Source organism: Catenuloplanes atrovinosus (assembly GCF_031458235.1).
GTDB lineage: Bacteria > Actinomycetota > Actinomycetes > Mycobacteriales > Micromonosporaceae > Catenuloplanes > Catenuloplanes atrovinosus.
In genome coordinates this window covers 526,954-543,944 of record NZ_JAVDYB010000001.1, presented here as the reverse complement: position 1 = coordinate 543,944, position 16,991 = coordinate 526,954, and the positions used below count along the sequence as shown (strand labels likewise).

17 protein-coding genes are annotated in these 16,991 nt (G+C 73.8%); 9 read left to right on the top strand and 8 right to left on the bottom strand.

The window, feature by feature from the left end; genetic code table 11:
- Window positions 1–58: 58 nt before the first annotated feature.
- Window positions 59–283: a hypothetical protein gene (locus J2S41_RS02435; RefSeq protein ID WP_310362448.1), complete on the top strand. Its 225-nt coding sequence runs from the start codon at window positions 59–61 to the stop codon at window positions 281–283.
- Window positions 284–312: 29 nt separating this feature from the next.
- Here the strand turns inward: J2S41_RS02435 and J2S41_RS02430 are convergent, their stop codons facing one another.
- Window positions 313–1,704: an amino acid permease gene (locus J2S41_RS02430; protein WP_310362446.1), complete on the bottom strand. Its 1,392-nt coding sequence runs from the start codon at window positions 1,702–1,704 to the stop codon at window positions 313–315.
- Window positions 1,705–1,942: 238 nt separating this feature from the next.
- Here J2S41_RS02430 and J2S41_RS02425 point away from each other — a divergent pair, with 238 nt between their 5' ends.
- Both J2S41_RS02425 and J2S41_RS02420 read left to right on the top strand, forming a co-directional pair.
- Entirely contained in the window at window positions 1,943–3,595 is a 1,653-nt protein-coding gene (locus tag J2S41_RS02425) for a site-specific DNA-methyltransferase (protein WP_310362444.1), read from the top strand.
- Window positions 3,592–5,436 (top strand): DEAD/DEAH box helicase, encoded by a 1,845-nt coding sequence (locus J2S41_RS02420; RefSeq protein ID WP_310362442.1) that lies wholly within the window; start codon window positions 3,592–3,594, stop codon window positions 5,434–5,436. Before J2S41_RS02425 ends, J2S41_RS02420 begins: the two co-directional genes overlap by 4 nt.
- Here J2S41_RS02420 and J2S41_RS02415 read toward each other — a convergent pair whose 3' ends face one another.
- From J2S41_RS02415 to J2S41_RS02400, 4 genes are all read right to left on the bottom strand, one after another.
- Window positions 5,437–6,012 (bottom strand): hemerythrin domain-containing protein, encoded by a 576-nt coding sequence (locus J2S41_RS02415; RefSeq protein ID WP_310362440.1) that lies wholly within the window; start codon window positions 6,010–6,012, stop codon window positions 5,437–5,439.
- A 245-nt stretch (window positions 6,013–6,257) separates the two neighbouring features.
- Window positions 6,258–7,232 (bottom strand): helix-turn-helix domain-containing protein, encoded by a 975-nt coding sequence (locus tag J2S41_RS02410; RefSeq protein ID WP_310362437.1) that lies wholly within the window; start codon window positions 7,230–7,232, stop codon window positions 6,258–6,260.
- A 50-nt stretch (window positions 7,233–7,282) separates the two neighbouring features.
- Complete coding sequence (locus J2S41_RS02405) at window positions 7,283–8,152, bottom strand: PfkB family carbohydrate kinase (protein WP_310362434.1); 870 nt, start codon at window positions 8,150–8,152, stop codon at window positions 7,283–7,285.
- 323 nt (window positions 8,153–8,475) lie between these two features.
- On the bottom strand, window positions 8,476–9,573 hold the full coding sequence (locus J2S41_RS02400) for a glycoside hydrolase family 53 protein (protein ID WP_310362431.1): 1,098 nt from the start codon (window positions 9,571–9,573) through the stop codon (window positions 8,476–8,478).
- A gap of 167 nt (window positions 9,574–9,740) precedes the next feature.
- Between J2S41_RS02400 and J2S41_RS02395 the strand changes: the two genes are divergently transcribed.
- The gene (locus tag J2S41_RS02395; RefSeq protein WP_310362428.1) at window positions 9,741–10,619 is read left to right on the top strand and encodes an NAD(P)-dependent oxidoreductase; all 879 of its coding nucleotides are present in this window, start codon (window positions 9,741–9,743) and stop codon (window positions 10,617–10,619) included.
- 4 nt (window positions 10,620–10,623) lie between these two features.
- Here the strand turns inward: J2S41_RS02395 and J2S41_RS02390 are convergent, their stop codons facing one another.
- From J2S41_RS02390 to J2S41_RS02380, 3 genes are all read right to left on the bottom strand, one after another.
- Window positions 10,624–11,391, bottom strand: coding sequence for a sulfotransferase family protein (locus J2S41_RS02390; RefSeq protein ID WP_310362425.1), 768 nt, complete (start codon window positions 11,389–11,391; stop codon window positions 10,624–10,626).
- Window positions 11,392–11,462: 71 nt separating this feature from the next.
- Window positions 11,463–12,161: a TNT domain-containing protein gene (locus tag J2S41_RS02385; RefSeq protein ID WP_310362422.1), complete on the bottom strand. Its 699-nt coding sequence runs from the start codon at window positions 12,159–12,161 to the stop codon at window positions 11,463–11,465.
- A 59-nt stretch (window positions 12,162–12,220) separates the two neighbouring features.
- A complete protein-coding gene (locus tag J2S41_RS02380; RefSeq protein ID WP_310362419.1) occupies window positions 12,221–13,171 on the bottom strand; it encodes a GlxA family transcriptional regulator in 951 nt (316 codons plus the stop codon).
- A gap of 130 nt (window positions 13,172–13,301) precedes the next feature.
- Between J2S41_RS02380 and J2S41_RS02375 the strand changes: the two genes are divergently transcribed.
- From J2S41_RS02375 to J2S41_RS02355, 5 genes are all read left to right on the top strand, one after another.
- A complete protein-coding gene (locus J2S41_RS02375; protein WP_310362417.1) occupies window positions 13,302–13,775 on the top strand; it encodes a hypothetical protein in 474 nt (157 codons plus the stop codon).
- The gene (locus tag J2S41_RS02370) at window positions 13,772–14,062 is read left to right on the top strand and encodes a DUF3817 domain-containing protein (RefSeq protein WP_310362414.1); all 291 of its coding nucleotides are present in this window, start codon (window positions 13,772–13,774) and stop codon (window positions 14,060–14,062) included. Before J2S41_RS02375 ends, J2S41_RS02370 begins: the two co-directional genes overlap by 4 nt.
- A gap of 545 nt (window positions 14,063–14,607) precedes the next feature.
- A complete protein-coding gene (locus J2S41_RS02365) occupies window positions 14,608–15,369 on the top strand; it encodes a metallophosphoesterase (RefSeq protein ID WP_310362411.1) in 762 nt (253 codons plus the stop codon).
- Window positions 15,370–15,439: 70 nt separating this feature from the next.
- A complete protein-coding gene (locus J2S41_RS02360) occupies window positions 15,440–15,901 on the top strand; it encodes a hypothetical protein (RefSeq protein ID WP_310362409.1) in 462 nt (153 codons plus the stop codon).
- A 242-nt stretch (window positions 15,902–16,143) separates the two neighbouring features.
- A complete protein-coding gene (locus J2S41_RS02355) occupies window positions 16,144–16,956 on the top strand; it encodes an SAM-dependent methyltransferase (RefSeq protein ID WP_310362406.1) in 813 nt (270 codons plus the stop codon).
- Window positions 16,957–16,991 lie beyond the last annotated feature (35 nt).

The following is a 16,991-nucleotide window of genomic DNA, read 5'->3' as shown; positions in this document are numbered from 1 at the left end:
CCGACAGCCTGCCGCGCCCGCGCGGCGGTTCCCCCGTACCTCGAAGGAGCTGGCTGCCGTGACCGGCCCATCGGCACCACTGCGCATCGGCGACACCGTCTCGATCCCGGAGCCCGACTACTGCTACGGCCTGGGCACGCTCACGCTGCGGATAACCGCGATCGGCAACGGCACCCGCCGCGACTGGATCCAGCTGCGCGGCGTCCAACTCGCCGAGGACGGCCGCGAGATCAAGGAGCGCGAGGTGCTGGCCCGGATCGCCGCGATCCGCCGCGCCCCCTGATCCCCGCCGCCGTCCCGGCCCGCGGCGCCTCAGGAGCGCAGGCGTGAGTGCCGGTAGCCGTACAGCGCGTAGATCACGACGCCGGCCAGCAGCCAGAGCCCGAACCGCAGCCAGGTGCTGGCCGGCAGGTCGGCCATCAGGTAGATCGCGAACCCGATCCCGAGCAGCGGCAGCACCGGCGAGAACGGCACCCGGTACGGCCGGGGCATGTCCGGCCGGGTCCGGCGCAGCACCAGCACCCCCACGTTGACCAGCACGAACGCGAACAGCGTGCCGATGTTGGTGAGCCGCACGATCTCGCTCAGCGGCACCAGCGCGGCCAGCACCGAGATCAGCAGGCCCAGCCCCACGGTCAGCATCACCGGCGTGCCGAAGCGCGGGTGCAGCGTGGCCAGCCGGCGCGGCAGCAGCCCGTCCCGGCACATGCTGAAGAAGATCCGGGTCTGGCCGTAGAGGATGACCAGCACCACGCTGGTGATCGCGACGAGCGCGCCGAACGCCAGGATCGCGGCCGCCCAGGTGATGCCGGCGCCCTCGGAGAGCGCGGCGGCCAGCGGCGCGTCGCTGCCGGAGAGCGTGCCCGCGCCCGCGATGCCGATCGCGCCGATCGAGACCAGCACGTAGAAGACCGTGCAGATGACCAGCGAACCGATGATCGCGATCGGCAGGTCCTTGGCCGGGTTGCGCGCCTCCTCGCTGCCGCAGGTGACCGCGTCGAAGCCGATGAACGCGAAGAAGATGATCGCGGCGGCGCTGACCACGCCGTCCCCGCCCTCCGGCAGCAGCGGCGTGAAGTTGCCGGTGCGGATCGCGGTGCAGGCCACCACGATGAAGAAGATCAGCACGGCCAGCTTGACCACGACCATCACCAGGTTGACCCGCGCGCTCTCCCGCACGCCGAGCGCGAGCAGCGCGGTGATCACCAGGACGACCAGCACGGCCGGCAGGTTGACCGTGCCGTCCGGCGGGGACTGCGAGATCGCGGCCGGCAACGTGACGCCGAACGTGGCGTCCAGGAACGCGTTGACGTTGCCGCCCCAGCCGACCGCGATGGCGGCCACGGCCACGCCGTACTCCAGGATCAGGTCCCAGCCGATGATCCAGGCGACCAGCTCGCCCAGCGTGGCGTAGGTGTACGTGTAGGCGCTGCCGGAGACCGGCATCGACGACGCCAGCTCCGCGTAGGACAGCGCGGAGAACAGGCACGCCAGCCCGGCCAGCACGAACGCGAAGATCACGCCGGGCCCGGCCAGCGCGGCCCCCTCGCCGATCACCACGAAGATGCCGGTGCCGATCACCGCGCCGACGCCCAGCGCGGTCAGCTGCACCGGCCCGACCGCGCGTTTCAACGCCTGCCCGTCCACGCTCGTGTCCGCCACCAGCGAGTCCACGGACCGGGTGGCGAAGAGTCTGCGCCGCATACCCACCGAATCGACCATGGTCAACGCCTTTACCCGCATCCGACGGAAATCCGACTCGGCTTTCAGGTGACGCGCGATTGCGCGTTTCCGGGCAAAAACCTGCGGCCGGTACGGCTAGGGTAATCAATTTGTGAGCGGTCGCCTGCACCTTTCCTGGGTCCATCGGGACCGCGCTCTGCTGTGCGATGGAAATGGCGGCTATTCCTGGGCGGATGCGGACGATCCGCGCCTGGCCGAGGTGCGGCTGCTGACCGAGACCGGGCGGGTCGGCGAGGTCACCGGCGGGCCGCGCGACAATCTGCTCATCCAGGGCGACTGCCGGGACGCGCTGCGCGCGCTGACCCGCGTTCCGGAGTGGGCCGCGGCGTGCCGGGGCGCGGCGAAACTCGTCTACCTCGACCCGCCGTTCAACACCGGCCAGACCTTCGCGCAGTACGACGACGGCCTCGACCATTCCATCTGGCTGTCCATGATGCGCGAGCGGCTGCTGCTGGCCCGCGATCTGCTGGCACCGGACGGCTCGCTCTGGGTGCATCTGGACGACGCCGAGAGCGCGTACTGCAAGGTGCTGCTGGACGAGATCTTCGGCCGCTCCGGATTCGTCGGCACCGTGGTGTGGGAGAAGGACCGCGGCCGGCGCAACGACACCGACCTCTCCTCCGCCCACGACTACATCCACGTCTACGCGCCGTCCGGGCCGGGCTGGCGCACCGTGCGGAACCTGTTGCCGCGCACCGCGTCGGTCGACGGCCGCTACCGCAACCCGGACGGCGACCCGCGCGGCCCCTGGCTGCAGGGCGACAACGGCACCGCCAAGAGCGGCGGCGAGCGCAACCGGTTCGCGGTCGAGCTGCCGTCCGGCCGCGTGGTCCGCCCGCCGGCCGGGTCGTACTGGCGGTTCAGCCCGGCCACGCTCGACCTGGCGCGCGCGGAGGGCCGCGTCTGGTTCGGCCGCACCGGCGACAGCCTCCCGGTGATCAAGCGGTACCGGCACGAGGTGCAGCCGGGCCTGGTCCCGCGCACCTGGTGGCCGGCCGACGAGGTCGGCACCAACCAGGACGCCAAGCGCGACCACCTGCGCCGCCTCTTCCCCGGTGCGGAACCGTTCGCCACCCCGAAGCCGGAGCCGCTGCTGCGCCGGATCATCGAGATCGCCACCTCCCCCGGCGACCTGGTCGTGGACGCGTTCGCCGGCTCCGGCACCACCGCGGCCGTGGCGCACAAGCTCGGCCGCCGCTGGATCGCGATCGAGCGGAGCGCGGCCACGATCGCCGCGTTCACGGGTCCCCGGCTGCGGATGGTGGTCGACGGCGCGGACCCGGGCGGCGTCACCCGCGAGGAGGTGGCCGCGCCGGTCGAGCCGCTGCCGGACGGCGTCACCCCGGCCGAGGTGGCGGCCGCGCGGCGTACCGTGGCCGCGCTCGCCGGGCGCGGGCTGCTGGACGACGTCGGTCCGGACCCGCTCGGCACGCTGCACCGGCGGCTCGGTGCCGCGTCCCGGTCGCGGCGCGTGGTGGTGCGCGAGTGGCGTGGCGGCGGCGGGTTCCGCACGCTCGCGGTCGCGCCCGCGCGCTACCGGCTGGCCGGCGGCCGGGTGCTGCTGGACGCGCTGCCGCCCGAGTTCGTCGCGGCGCAGCTCGGCTTCCACGTCGCGCCGCGCGGCCCGTTCGCCGGGGTCCGTGGCCGGGTGCGGCTCGCGGTCGCGGACGGCGTGGTCGACGACCGGGTGGCGGCCGTCGCGGTGGCGGCGCTGCGCGCGGACGAGACCGTCACGATCGTCGGCCGGGCCGTGCTGCCCGGCACCCCCGCGCTGCTGCGCGCGCTGCGGCCCGGCTCGCGCGTGCTGAAGGCGCCGGACGACCTGCTCCGGCACCGGCGGGTGGTGCGGTGAGCGACTGGCTGCCGTACGACGCCGACCTGGTCGCGCAGATCGCCGCCGCGATGGACCTGCGCGCGCCGAACGCGGCGGCGCTGGCGGCCGCGGCGCGCGCGGTGGCGCCGGGCGACGGACGCGAGGCGGTCTGCGAGCTGGCGACCGGCGTCGGCAAGTCGTACGTGTGCGCCGCGCTGGTCGACTACCTGGCCGCGCGCGGCGTGCGTACCGTCCTGATCGTCACGCCCGGCACCGCGGTCCACGAGAAGACGGTCGGCAACTTCACCCCGGGCCACCCACGGTACGTTCCGGGCGCGGACCACCCGCCCGTGATCGTGACCGGCCGGGCGCGCGGCCCGGCGCCGCCACCGGACGCGCTGACGGTCTACGTCTTCACGGTGCAGCAGCTGATCCGTCCCGGCGCCACGGTCAGCCGGCGGCTGCGGTCCGTCGACGAGTCGCTCGGCACCGGCCTGTATCAGCACCTGGCGGCCAGGGACGACCTGGTGGTGATCGCGGACGAGCACCACGTCTACCGGGAGGCGGCGCGCGCGTTCGCGGCGGCCGTGCGCGACCTGGCGCCGCGCGCGCTGATCGGCTTCACCGCCACGCCGGACCGGGCCGACCGGGACCGCGTGGTGTTCCGCTACCCCCTGGCCTCCGCGATCACGGACGGGCTGGTGTCGGTGCCGGTGCTGGTCGGCACGGACTCCGGCTCGGACTCCGGCTCGGAGATCGGCTCGGAGATCGGCTCGGGGACCGGCTCGGGGACCGGCTCGGGGACCGGCTCGGCGGACTGGGAGGGCCGGCTGCGGGACGCGTGCCGGCTGCGGGAGGCCAAGGAGAGCGCCTGGCACGCGTGGGCCGCCGCGCACGGCGTACCCCCGGTGACGCCGTTGATCTTCGTGGTGTGCCGGGCGATCGACGACGCCGGGCAGGTGGCGGACGCGCTGGCCGGCCTGCTGCCCGGCGCCGGGCGCGCACTGCTGGTGACGTCCCGCTCCAGCGACGACGCGCTGCGCGCGCTGACCCGCGTGTCCGAGGCCGATTCGCCGGTACGCGCGGTGGTCGCGGTCGGCAAACTCAGCGCCGGCTGGGACGTGCCGAACGTGGGCGTGATCCTGGCGCTGCGCGCGCTCGCCTCGGAGACGCTCACCGAACAGATCCTCGGCCGCGGCCTGCGGCTCCCGTACGGCCGACGCACCGGCGTGGCCGCCGTCGACTCGCTCGACGTGCTCACCCACGAGTCCTACCGCGAGCTGCTGACCAGGACGGACGAGCTCCGCGAGGCACTCGCCCCGGACTCGGCGGGCGGAACCGCCCACTCCGGCGACGCGGTCACGCTGACCGCCGGCGACGCCGCGCCACTGCTGCGGATCACCGGGTATGGGCGGGCGTTGTCCACGGCTCGCGCCCCGCTGCCCGCCGCAGCCGCCGGTCCGGACGACACGGGCGAGCCGGAACCGCTCGATCCGGTGCCGCTGCCCGCGACCCGCTTCTCCCTGTCCGCCATCTCCGACGACGCGGCCCGCGCCGCCGGGGCACGGTCCGCGACCTCCGCCGGCTCGGGCACGGCCGGCTCGGGCACGGCCGGCTCGGGCACGGCCGGCTCGGGCACGGCCGGTGATCATTCGGATCGCTCCGGTGGGACGCCGCGGCCCGACGCCGTCCGGGACCTCGCCGACCGGCTGCTCGCACAGCCGCTGGTGGAGGCGACCGAGACCGAGGTCGCCGAGGCCACCCGGGTGGCCGCCGCCTACCTCGCCGGAACGGGCGGTGGCGGCGTCCACCGGGACACCGCCACCGAGGCGCTCTCCGCGCTCATCACGGACGCCTACCTGAGCGCCCGCACCCCTTGATCACGCGTGCTGGAGCGCGTCCTTGAGCTCGTCCTTGTTCATGTGCGACCGGCCCGGCACCTCCGCGCGCTTCGCCTCCTCGTAGAGCTCCGCGCGCGTCATCTCATCCAGATCCGCGGCCCCGCCGCCCCCGGCGTCGGGGGCGGACTCGCCCAGCTCCGCCAGCCGCAGTTGCTCGAAGGCCTCGCCGAGCCGCGCCAGTTCGGCCTCGTCCACCGCGTCCGCCAGCGCCGGCAGGATCTCGCTCTCCTCCTCGCTGACGTGGTGCCGCACCGCCTCCAGGAACTCCTGGAGCGCGTCGTCGAAGTCCGGCGAGTCGACCAGGCTCAGCGCCCGGTGCAGCAGCGACTCGGCCTCGGCGTGCTCGTCGTACCCGTGCTCGACCTCGTCCGCCTCGTCCGGCGCCGCCTTCGTGATCGCCGGGTACACCTCCTGCTCCTCCGCCCGCGAGTGCGCCTCCAGCCGCCGCTCGACCTCCTCGAGCAGCGCCCGCCGGTCCCCGTCCCCGGCCTCCAGCCGCGCGAAGACCTCCTCCATCCGCTGATGGTCCTGCTTGATCGCCTCAACCGCGTCCATGAGCCACGTCCTTCCCCCCGAGATGTTCCGTGGACAGCGCTAGGGCATACCCGCCCTAATCGCCTCGAAACGCCGCGGCCGCTCGATGCGGCCGGGACGGAGAACTCGCTGACGCGCGGGCCGGTGCAGCGACCCGACCGGCGCTCCTCGCTGCCCGGCGCACCTGGCCCCGGAGGGCGGTGCGGGCGTCCCGGGACGCACCTCGTTCCGCCGCCGGCCGGTCAGCCCACGGTGGGACAGCACACCTAGAGCCAGCCGCGCCGCGCGGCCTGGAAGGCGAGGCCGGTACGGGTGTCGACGCCCGCGATCGACATCAGCCGGTCCAGCCGGCGCTGCACCGTGCGGCGGCTCACGCCGAGCTGGGACGCGATCGACTTGTCCGGCAGCCCGGCCACGAACAGCGACAGCAGGTGCTTCTCCGACGCATCCGCCTCGGCCTCCTCGATCACGCCGCCGGCCAGGCGCAGCGGCGTCGCGCGCTCCCAGTGGGACTCGAAGAGCGCGAGCAGCGCGTCCAGCAGCTCGCTGCGGCGGACCAGCGCGGCGGTGGGCTCGACGAAGCCGCGCTCGCCGTCCGGGACGAGCGGGCAGATCGCGGTGCGCCGGTCCGCTATCGCGAGGCGCACCGGCAGCGCGGGCAGCGTGCGGGCCTCCTCGCCGAGGCGGACGCTGTCCGTGATGCCGGTCAGCTCGCCGGGGTCGGTGAGCAGGCCGCGCTCGTAGATCGCCCGGTACCGCACGCCGCGGCCGAGCGCGCCCGGCTCCTCCGTGTTCTCCGTGCCGGGCATGGCGAGCGGGTTGGCGCGGCAGAACCAGAGGATCTCCTCGCGCGCCTCGGCCTGCACGGTGGCCAGCCGGCTGCGCAGCGCGGCCCGGCCGTGCACGATCTCGACCAGCCGGTCCGCGTCGCGGCGGCGGGCGGTGTCGCGGAACTCCTCGGACAGCGCGGCGACCGCGCGGCGTGCCTCCTCCAGCGCGGCCTGGCGGCGCAGCAGCCGGTCGCCGAGCGCCACGTCCGGCGCGAGTGCCACGTAGACGGTCGCGTCGCCCGCGCGCTCGGCCGCGAGTCCCTGGTCCCGCAGGGCGCGCAGCGCGCTAGCCGCGTCGTCGTCGCGCAGTTCGGCGCGCCGGGCGACCTCACCGACGCGGGCCGAGCCGAGCCTGATCAGCGCCCGGTAGACCCGGTCGTGCTCGGGATCCAGCAGCGCCCCGTCCTCCATGACCACACTCTACGAAGGGCGCTCGCATTACGGTCATACCGCCCCGGTCATCATGTGCCTGCATGGTGCATCCACGCCCGGGTGCCGAAGGAGCCGCACGCCCGGGCCGCGATCCGGGCCGCGAAGTCGAGCATGCCGGGGAACGTGGCGGGCGTGGGACGGCCGCCGGTCGCGACCGCGTGGGTGAGCGCGCCGTGGAAGACGTCGCCGGCGCCGAGCGTGTCCACGACGGACACCGCGGGCACCGTGACCTCGCCGGAGACGCCGCCGGGACCCCACCACCGGATCGGTGCCGCGCCCGCGGTGATCGCGATCCACGGCACGCCGTACCCCCGGATGATCTTCTCGACCGGGCCGTCGCCGGGCGGCCGGAAGTCGGCCGAGGCGGCGACCACGTCCAGCAGCGGCAGCAGTCGCGCGGTGCCGTCCTTCCAGCTGCCCGCGTCCAGGATCGCCGGGATGCCGCGCCGCCGTGCCTCGGTCAGCGCCGCCTCCGCCAGCGCCGGGTGATGCCCGTCCACCTCGAGCGCCGCCACCCCGGCGAGGTCCAGATCATCCGGCGGTACGAGGTGAGCGCCGGCCGCGTTCGTCGACGCCACCGCGCGCGAGCCGGTCCCGGCCGTGACCAGCACGCTGGACACCGCCGGCGGGCCGTCGTGCTCGGGCGCCAGGTCCCGCACGCGCACGCCGCGGGCCGCCAGGTCGGCCCGGACGCCGGCCGCCAGCGGATGCCGGCCGATGCCGGTGAGCAGCGTCGCCGCGCCGCCGAGGTGGGCGAACGTGACGGCCGCGTTGGTGGCCGGGCCGCCGGCCGCGACGGTCTGCCGCAGCGCGGTCACCTTCTCGTCCTCGGCGGGGACGCGCGCCACCGACTGGATGACGTCGAGCGTGCACAGACCTGCGAAGACGGCGTGGGCCACGGTCCGACCCTACGGTCTGGGACGGCACCCGCAGCAGCAGGGCGTGCCGGGCGCCGGCCGGTACCAGGTGCGGGACGCCCACGGCCGGCGCGGCGCGAACGAGCGGCGCGACACCGGCGCAGGTGGCGGCGCCGCGTCGGCGGGCGGCGATCCCGCGCCCGGCGTCCACGGGTCGTACTCGTCGCCACTGAAGGGGGTCACCGGGCTCACCTCCGACTGTCACTGCCTCTTGACGACAGTCTGTAAGCGCGAGCCCGGCGGCGCCCACCGCAGCCGCTGCCGTGAAGGCGACATGACGCCATGTGGACACTGCGACCATCCGGTCAGCCGATCCAGCGGACCGCCGCGTTGAAGACGCCGGTCCAGTTGAAGACCGCCATGTTGTCCCAGCCGTCGCCGGAGTTCTGGATGTCGCGCGGGTCCCAGCCGTTGCCGGGGACCGCGTACCAGGTGGGCTCCCAGTAGAAGACGCCGATCGCGCCGCCCGCCTTCGCCGCGTTCTGCACGGCGGTGAAGGCCTCGCCCTGCCCGGCCCAGGTCGCCGGGTAGCCCGGGCAGGCGGTGGTGATGCTGTTCCCGGTGCCGTCCGCGTCGTCCAGCGTGAACGGCGTGGCCGTCTCCGCGAGCACCACCGGCCTGCCGTACCGCGAGATCATGTCCCTGATGACCGTGGTCAGGTTGGCCATCGTGCCGTGCCAGTTGCAGTAGTACGACAGCGCGGTGACGTCCCAGGTCACGCCGGCGGCGCGGATGCCGTCGTAGAACCAGCGCGCGTGCGCGAGACTGTCCGAGTTCGCGGTGTGGATCAGCACCTGGGTGCCGCCGTTACAGGCCTTGACCGCGTTGTAGCCGGAGGTGAGCAGCGTGGCGAGCGGCCGGAAGTCGTTGTTCACGATCTTCCCGTCGTTCCACAGCATGCCGACGTTGATCTCGTTGCCGATCTGCATGCTGTCCGGCGTGGTGCCCTGCGCCTTCAGCGCGGTGCACAGCCCGTACGTGTGGTCGTAGACGTCCGTGGCCAGCCGGCTCAGGCCGTGACTCGCCCAGGCCGCGGGCTTGGTCTGCACGCCCGGATCGGCCCAGGTGTCCGAGTAGTGGAAGTCGATCAGCAGCTTGAAGCCCTTCGCCTTGACGGTCCGCGCGTACGCCAGCACCTTCGCCGCGTTGTTGTAGCCGCTGGCCGGGTTCACCCACACGCGCAGCCGGACGTAGTTGACGCCCGCGCCGGCCAGGATGTCGAGCGGGTCGGCCTGCGCGCCGGCGGCCGTGTAGTACCGCGCGCCGAGGTCGGTGGCGCGCTGGAGGGTGGACACGTCGGCGCCGCGCATGGAGAGCGTGCTGGCCCGCGCGGGCGACGCGACCAGCGGCGTGGCGCCGAGCGTGACGGCCACGAGCGCGCCCAGGACGGTTCGCAGGGACATGAGGTCTGCCTCCTCATGACGATGAACGTCGATGTATCTGTGAGCGCTCACAGTAGACCGCGAAGACCCAAGAGCAAAAGGTCCTGTGGGTACGGTGTGAGCGTTCCCAGCCCGGCGCCGAGGATCATGACGGGTAACGTCTGCGGCGACACGAGAGTGAGGAACCCATGGACGTCGGTTTCATCGGGCTCGGCGGGATGGGGCGGCCGATGGTCGCCAACCTGGTCCGGGCCGGTCACACGGTGCGGGTGTGGAACAGGTCGCCGGAGCCGGTGCGGGCCGCGGTCGCGGACGGCGCCACCGAGGCCGGGTCCGTCGCCGAGGCCTGGCGGGCCGACGTGGTGATCTCCATGCTGGCCGACGACGCGTCCGTGCGCGCGGTGCTGCTCGACGAGGCGCTGCTGGCCGGCGCGGACGCGACCGTGCACGTCAACATGGCCACGGTCTCGGTGGCGCTGGCGCGCGAGGCCGCGGATCTGCACGCCGCGCACGGCATCGGGTACGTCTCCGCGCCCGTGCTCGGCCGCATCGAGGTGGCCACGGCCGGCAAGCTCAACATCCTCGCGTCCGGCCCGGCCGCGCTGCTGGAGCGGGTGGAGCCGCTGTTCGCCGCGATGGGGCAGCGGACCTGGCCGCTCGGCGACGGCCCGGAGCAGGCGGTGATCACGAAGATCGCGGCCAACTTCATGATCGCGTCGGCGATCGAGGCGACGGGCGAGGCGTCCGCGCTGACCGAGGCGTACGGCGTGGACTCCGGCACGCTGATCGACCTGCTCACCAACAGCATCTTCCCCGGCGTGGTCTACAGCACGTACGGCGCGATGGTCCGGGACCGGCGGTACGAGCCGGCCAACTTCCGGCTGCCGCTCGGGCTCAAGGACGTCACGCTCGGCCTGACCGCCGGCTTCGACGCGCGGGTGCCGATGCCGTTCGCGGGGGTGCTGCGCGATCAGTTCCTGGACGCGATCGCGCACGGCGACGCGGACCTGGACTGGGGCGCGGTCGCGGAGGTCTCCCGCCGCCGCGCCGGCCTGCCGCGCGACTGACGGGTCAGTGCCGGCGCCGCAGCGCCCGGGTCGCGATCACCGCCGCGGCCAGCGCGGTGACCACGCCCGCGAGCGCCGGCACCACCACCTTGCGCTGCTGCGTGCCGGCGATCCGGGCGAACTCCGCGCGCTCGTTCACGTGCGGGAACGGCTCGTCCGGCGCGGTCGTGCCGAGGAAGTCGCAGAGCGGTTTCCAGCCGTCCGCGACCTCGAAGACCAGCAGCCGCTCGGCCGGGACCGCCGCGATCACCTCGGCGGAGTGCTCGTCGAACATCCGCACGAATCGCTCCGGGCCACCGCCGACGTCGCCGCCGAACGACCGCCGCACCACGACCCGGTCGATCATCTCCCAGAACGCCCCCAGGTCCGGCCGCAGCCGCGCGCCGAACTGCATCAGCCGGCCGAGCACCGGACTGCGGCTGTTGCGCAGCGCGCGGAGGATGGTCTCGTCCATGCTCTGGTGCCAGCGGTACGGGTCGCGCACGGTCAGGATCACGCGCGCGTCCGGGTACGCCTCGACCAACTCCCGCCAGAACGCCACGCCGGGCCAGTCGAGCGTGCTGTCGTACCCGTCGAAGATCTCCTCCCACGGCGGGTCGACGGCGCCGTCCGCGGCTTCCACGGCCTTGGCCGCGGCCAGCCAGCCCCGGGCGCGCGCGGGCTCCGCCAGCACGGAGAACATGTGGTAGCACGGTCCATAGCCGAGGCGCTCCAGCGCGACCCTCAGCGACGCCGTGCCGGTCCGTCCGAATCCGACCCCGATGACCCGCATGTCTCGTGACGCTACGCGCGGTGAACGCCACGGTCCGCAATCGGCCTTGTTTATTTCATCGACCGAAAAAGTCAGCGAGCCGGATCCTCCTCGACCAGGTAGCCGTGATCGACCAGCCAGCCCACCGAGACGCGGTCGCCGGCCGCGGGCAGGAACCGGTCGTCCAGCCGGTACTGCAGGCCCAGGCCGGGCTGGCCGAACCAGGGCGCGATCGGGCCGGCCTCCACGGTGAACGCGCGCAGCACGCAGTAGACGTGGTAGTTGCCCTGCGGCGCGCCCACCGGCGTGTTCAGCCGCTCCGGCGGCAGCGCGCGTTGCAGATAGAGCGTGTCGACCGGCGCCAGGTAGCGCCCGCTCGGGTAGCCGAACCGGTCCACCCGCATGCCCTCGACCAGCGTCTGCTGGTAGCGGACCGCGACGCCGCGCAGGATCAGGAAGCCGTCCTCCGGCGGATGGACCCAGCCGCCGGCGGCGCGGTACCGGTCGGTGAACGTCTCCTTGCTCATTCCGCCGAACCGCCGGTACCCGGTCATCAGCGACCCGGCCGGCTCCTCCGACGGCAGTTGCTCCGGGCCCAGCTCGCCCCGGTCCGCGTAGAACTCGTCGGTCGGCTCAGCGGCCGGCGGCGTACCCGCGCGGCAGGGCCCGGAGACGGCCGCGGCCGCCGGTGGCGGCGCCGCGACGGCGACCAGGACGGCCGTGACGACGGCGGTGGCGAACGAGCGGACCTTCACCGGTACCCCCCAGAGAACGGCTGCGAACAGCAGCATTCTGGGCGGCGATCACCGCCGGTGAGCCGGGATTCGCAACAATCGCGCCAACCCGGCCTCTAGCGGGTATGGTCCCGGAACGCCGAGCGGTACGCGGCCGGGCTGGTGCCCACGGTCCGCCGGAACCGCTCGCGGAACGCGGTCGGCGAGCCGAAGCCGACCTGCCCCGCGATCCGGTCCACCGGGTGCCCGGTGGTCTCCAGCAGATGCTGCGCGCGCCGAATCCGGGCCCGCAACAGCCACTGCAACGGCGTGCTGCCCAACTGCTCGCGGAAGTGCCGGTTCAGCGTGCGCGTGCTCATCCCGGCCCGGCGCGCCATGTCGTCCAGCGTCAGCTCACGGTGCGCGTGCTCCTCCAGCCAGCGCAGCAGCGGCTCCAGTTCGGAGCCGCGCGGCGTGGCCGGCAGCGGTCCCACGATGAACTGCGCTTGGCCGCCCTCCCGCTCCAGCGGCATCACGGACAGCCGCGCCGCGTCCGCCGCCACCGCGGAGCCGTGATCGCGGCGGATCAGGTGCAGGCACAGGTCCAGCCCCGCGGCCGCACCAGCGGAGGTCAGGAACTGCCCCTCGTCCACGTAGAGCACGTCCGGGTCGACCTCGATCGCCGGATGCCGCGCGGCCAGCACCGGGGCGGCCAGCCAGTGGGTGGTGGCGCGCAGCCCGTCCAGCAGTCCGGTCCGGGCCAGCACCAGCGCGCCCGAGCAGATCGACGCGATCCGGGTGCCGCGCGCCGCCGCCGCCCGCAGCGCCGCCAGCGCCTCCTCCGGCACCGGCGCGTCCACATCCGCGACGCCCGGCACGATGATCGTGTCCGCCGCGGCCAGCTCGGCCGGCCCGTGCGGCGCCCGCAGCGTGAAGGCGCCGGTCTCGACCTCGCCGCCCACAGCACAGACCAGCACGCGGTACGGCGTGCGCCCGTCCGGCAGGCGGGTGCGCCCGAACACCTCCAGCGGCGTCGCGAGATCGAACGGCACGACGCCGTCCAGGGCCAGCACGGCCACGGTATGCATGGCGAGAATTCAACCATGCGCGGGTGCGGCTCTCCTCCACTGACCTGCTGTTCCTTGTTGGCTCGAATCCGTTGGTATACGGCATTTTCGCCACTCCCCGTGCGCCTCCCGCTGGCCTACCGTCGGCGCGGTGACGAAGTTCCTCCTCGCCGTACACGTGCTGGCCGCGATCATCGCCATCGGGCCGATCACGGTGGCGGCCAGCATGTTCCCGGCCGTGCTGCGGCGCGCGCTCGCCGACCCGCCCGACCCGCAGGCCGCGTCCTGGGCCCGCCTGCTGCACCGCATCTGCCGCGTCTACGCGGTCGTCGGCGTCGCCGTCCCGGTCTTCGGCCTGGCCACCGCCAGCAGCCTCGGCGTACTCACCGACGCCTGGCTACTGACCTCGATGGCCCTCACCGCGATCGCCGCGCTCCTGCTGATCCTCGCCGTGCTACCCCGTCAGGCCGCACTCGCCGCCGGCCTGGACACGCCACCCGGACCGGCCGCGCCCACCGGCCGTGCCATCTCCCGGCTGGGGATGGTCACCGGCCTGTTCAACCTGCTGTGGGCGATCGTCACCGTACTGATGATCGTCCGCCCCGGCTCCACCACGGGCGCGTGATCGTGGGCTTCGACATCCGTACCCTGTTGCGCGTCGCCGCCGCGGTCGAGGCCCTGTCACTGCTCGTGCTGCTCGCCAACCTCGCCACCGTGCACATCGACGGCGTCGCCTCGCTGATGGGCCCGATCCACGGCTGCGCCTACCTCTTCGTGATCATCGCGGCGTTCCGGCTCCCCGGCCTCACCCGCGCCGCGCGTCTCTCCTCGCTCGTGCCCGGGATCGGGGGCCTCCTGGTACTACGGCTTAGGGGTTTTCCCCGCACTCGGCAGACCCGAAATCCCGGGTGAAGCCGGATTCTCGACCGTCGATCCGCACGGCAGGATGACCGTTGTGACTCCCGGGGGGGGACGGGGGATATGGGGGTGCGGTGGGGCGCCGCACCCCCATATGCGCGTCTGGCGCCTTCCGGCATATCCAGGTCTCGCACGACCCGGCGACTCGCGACACCCGCGCTCCCTAGCCGATCGCGACAGGCGCCGCTCCCGGCGGATCGCGGCGAGCGCCGGCGGCGGCGCGGCGGCGGTCTCGGCCGCGCCGATGATCGCGTGGTTCTCCGGGAGCGGCGGCGGGACCGGCTTTCGAACGGCGGACCGGAGCGGAGCGCCAGCGGAGTCGGAGGGGAGCCGGAGGTTGGCCCGCGGGAGCATGCGGGCCGCACCACGCCGGGAGCGGGAAGATCAAGCCCTTCCGGCTCTTCGCGCCGCGCCGCGCGGCCCATCGTCCTCCCCGCGGAGGACCGCGCGGGCTGCCACCTGTCCCCCGGTAGCGCCGCCCGGCACGCCGGCGAAGGACGACGTGGGTACGTTTGGCGGACGCTACCGAAAGGGACCGGATGGCTACCGTGGTGATCGTCGGGGATGTGGGCGGGTGCGCGGATCGGCTGGCCGCCGTGCTGCCCGCGCTGGCCGAGGATCCGGAGATCACCGTGATCCAGGCCGGGGACCTGGTGGATCGGGGGCCGGACAGTCCGGGCGTGCTGAAGCTGGTGGCGGAGCGGCTGCGCGAGGCGCCGGGCCGGTGGATCCAATTGATCGGCAATCATGAGGCGCCGTACGCCGGGATCGGCGAGCCGTTCTGGCCTGAGCCGCTGGACGAGGCGGACGCGGCGCGGCTGCGGGACTGGTGGCTGCGGGACCGGATGCGGGTGGCGGCGGCGGTACGAACCGCGCAGGGCGAGGAGTTGCTGGTCACGCACGCGGGGCTGACCGTGCGGGCGTGGCGGGAGCTGGGTGAGCCGGTGACCGCGGGCACCACGGCCGAGCTGCTGAACACGCGGCCGGAGGCACTGCTGGCCGACCTCGGCGGGCCGCTGTGGGCGGAGGCGGGGACGGACCTGTACCACGGGTGGCTGACCGAGACCGTGTTCCCGCCGTTCGGGCAGGTGCACGGGCACGACTCGATCGTGGACTTCGGCACCCGGCGGTGGCGCTGCGGGGACCGACTGCGGCACCGTACGACGGTGGACTGGGCCGCACGGCACACCACCACGGTGATCAAGCGGATGCCGTTCATCGGCGTGGATCCGCGGCACGGCCGGGACGGCGCGCCGGAGTGGTCACCGCTGTACCTGCGCGACGCCACGGTCCTGGTCTAGGCGTGTCTGGTGGATCTCGTCGAGCCGAGGCGAGATCCACCAGACACACCGTAGCGACTACGCTCGGCGCATGAGTCTGCCTCCCGCCGCCCGTGCCATCGCCGTCGCCGCCTCGGACGCGGTCGGTGCGGCCCGGGCGCGGGATGCGGCGGCGTTCGACCCCGCGGCCGAGGCGCTGGCGGCGCTGGACCAGGAGCGGGTCGGCCGGGTGCTCGGCGCGGTGGTGCGCATGCTGGTGGAGGAGTCGCACGCGGACGGCGTGGACAGCGACGACGTGCGCGCGGTGCTGGCGCGCTGCGTGCGCGAGGCGATGACCTGGCAGGCGGACGTGGACCCGCAGGTGGTGCTGGTGCTGCTGGCCGGCGCGCTGGGCGTCTACGACCCGGAGGGCGACGACGCGCCGCCGAAGGCGCTGGCCCAGGCCCGGCACGGCGCGCTGCTGATCGCCAGCCTGCTCGGTGCGCGGCCGTTCGCGGAGTACCTGTCGCTGGCGTTCGGCGAGATCGCTCGCGCCGAACACCAGGACGGGTGACGCACACGTCTTCGAGATCGGCGCGGGTGGTTTCCCAAGCGGACGCCGGGGTACAAGTAGGACACGCGATCCTCCCCCGGATGGCGCCCTTCCTCGCCGGCCGCAGCGGCCCCCGCCCCCGCCGGGGTCGCTGCGGCCCACGAGTCCTCTGGTGATCGCGCTTCTCGGCGACTGTCGATACCATCGCCCGCATCGATGCTCCACTGTGGTCGCTTTGCGAGCGAGGCCGGGGAAGGTTGATCATGACTGACGAACCCGTCGTGGACGGTGACGACGTCCGCGCCGACGTGCCGCACACGGCGCGCATCTGGAACTACTGGCTCGGCGGCAAGGACAACTTCGCGGCGGACCGGCAGGTCGGCGATCGGGTGCGGGAGATCTTCCCGGTGGTGATCGAGCTGGCGCGGGCGGACCGGGAGTTCCTCGGCAGGGCGGTGCGCTACCTGACCGCCGAGGCGGGCATCCGCCAGTTCCTGGACATCGGCACCGGGCTGCCGACCCAGGACAACACGCACGAGGTCGCCCAGCAGCTCGCCCCGGAGAGCCGGATCGTCTACGTCGACAACGACCCGCTGGTGCTGGCGCACGCGCGCGCCCTGCTGACCAGTTCGCCGGCGGGGTCCACCGCCTACCTGCACGCGGACCTGCGCGATCCGGACGCGATCCTGCGCCGGGCGGCGGAGACGCTCGACTTCGCCCGGCCGGTGGCGATCATGCTGCTCGGCATCATGCACTTCATCGGCGACGACGACGAGTTGCAGCGGATCATCGACCGGCTGCTGGAGGCGGTGCCGTCCGGCAGCTACGTGGCGGTCGCGAACACCACCACCGCGGTCAACGGCGCGACGACCGCGGAGGCGGTACGGGTCTGGAACATCGACGCGCAGCCGAAGCTGAAACTGCGTACGCCGGAACGGATCGCGGCGTTCTTCCCGGGCCTGGAGGTGATCGAGCCGGGCTGGGTGTCGTGCTCGCGCTGGCGGCCGGAGCCGCTGGCCGACGGCGGCCTGCCGGTCGAGGTCGACCAGTGGTGCGGGGTGCTCCGCAAGCCGTAGCGACGCCGCCGGCGGACCGCGCCGGGGCGCGGTCC

Bases quoted from the DNA above. Each gene is read 5' to 3' on its own strand.
- J2S41_RS02430 (WP_310362446.1), bottom strand. From the start codon at position 1,704: ATGCGGCGCAGACTCTTCGCCACCCGGTCCGTGGACTCGCTGGTGGCG.
- J2S41_RS02395 (WP_310362428.1), top strand. From the start codon at position 9,741: ATGGACGTCGGTTTCATCGGGCTCGGCGGGATGGGGCGGCCGATGGTC.
- J2S41_RS02365 (WP_310362411.1), top strand. From the start codon at position 14,608: ATGGCTACCGTGGTGATCGTCGGGGATGTGGGCGGGTGCGCGGATCGG.
- J2S41_RS02385 (WP_310362422.1), bottom strand. From the start codon at position 12,161: ATGCTGCTGTTCGCAGCCGTTCTCTGGGGGGTACCGGTGAAGGTCCGC.
- J2S41_RS02390 (WP_310362425.1), bottom strand. From the start codon at position 11,391: ATGCGGGTCATCGGGGTCGGATTCGGACGGACCGGCACGGCGTCGCTG.
- J2S41_RS02360 (WP_310362409.1), top strand. From the start codon at position 15,440: ATGAGTCTGCCTCCCGCCGCCCGTGCCATCGCCGTCGCCGCCTCGGAC.
- J2S41_RS02415 (WP_310362440.1), bottom strand. From the start codon at position 6,012: ATGGACGCGGTTGAGGCGATCAAGCAGGACCATCAGCGGATGGAGGAG.
- J2S41_RS02355 (WP_310362406.1), top strand. From the start codon at position 16,144: ATGACTGACGAACCCGTCGTGGACGGTGACGACGTCCGCGCCGACGTG.
- J2S41_RS02410 (WP_310362437.1), bottom strand. From the start codon at position 7,232: ATGGAGGACGGGGCGCTGCTGGATCCCGAGCACGACCGGGTCTACCGG.
- J2S41_RS02400 (WP_310362431.1), bottom strand. From the start codon at position 9,573: ATGTCCCTGCGAACCGTCCTGGGCGCGCTCGTGGCCGTCACGCTCGGC.
- J2S41_RS02380 (WP_310362419.1), bottom strand. From the start codon at position 13,171: ATGCATACCGTGGCCGTGCTGGCCCTGGACGGCGTCGTGCCGTTCGAT.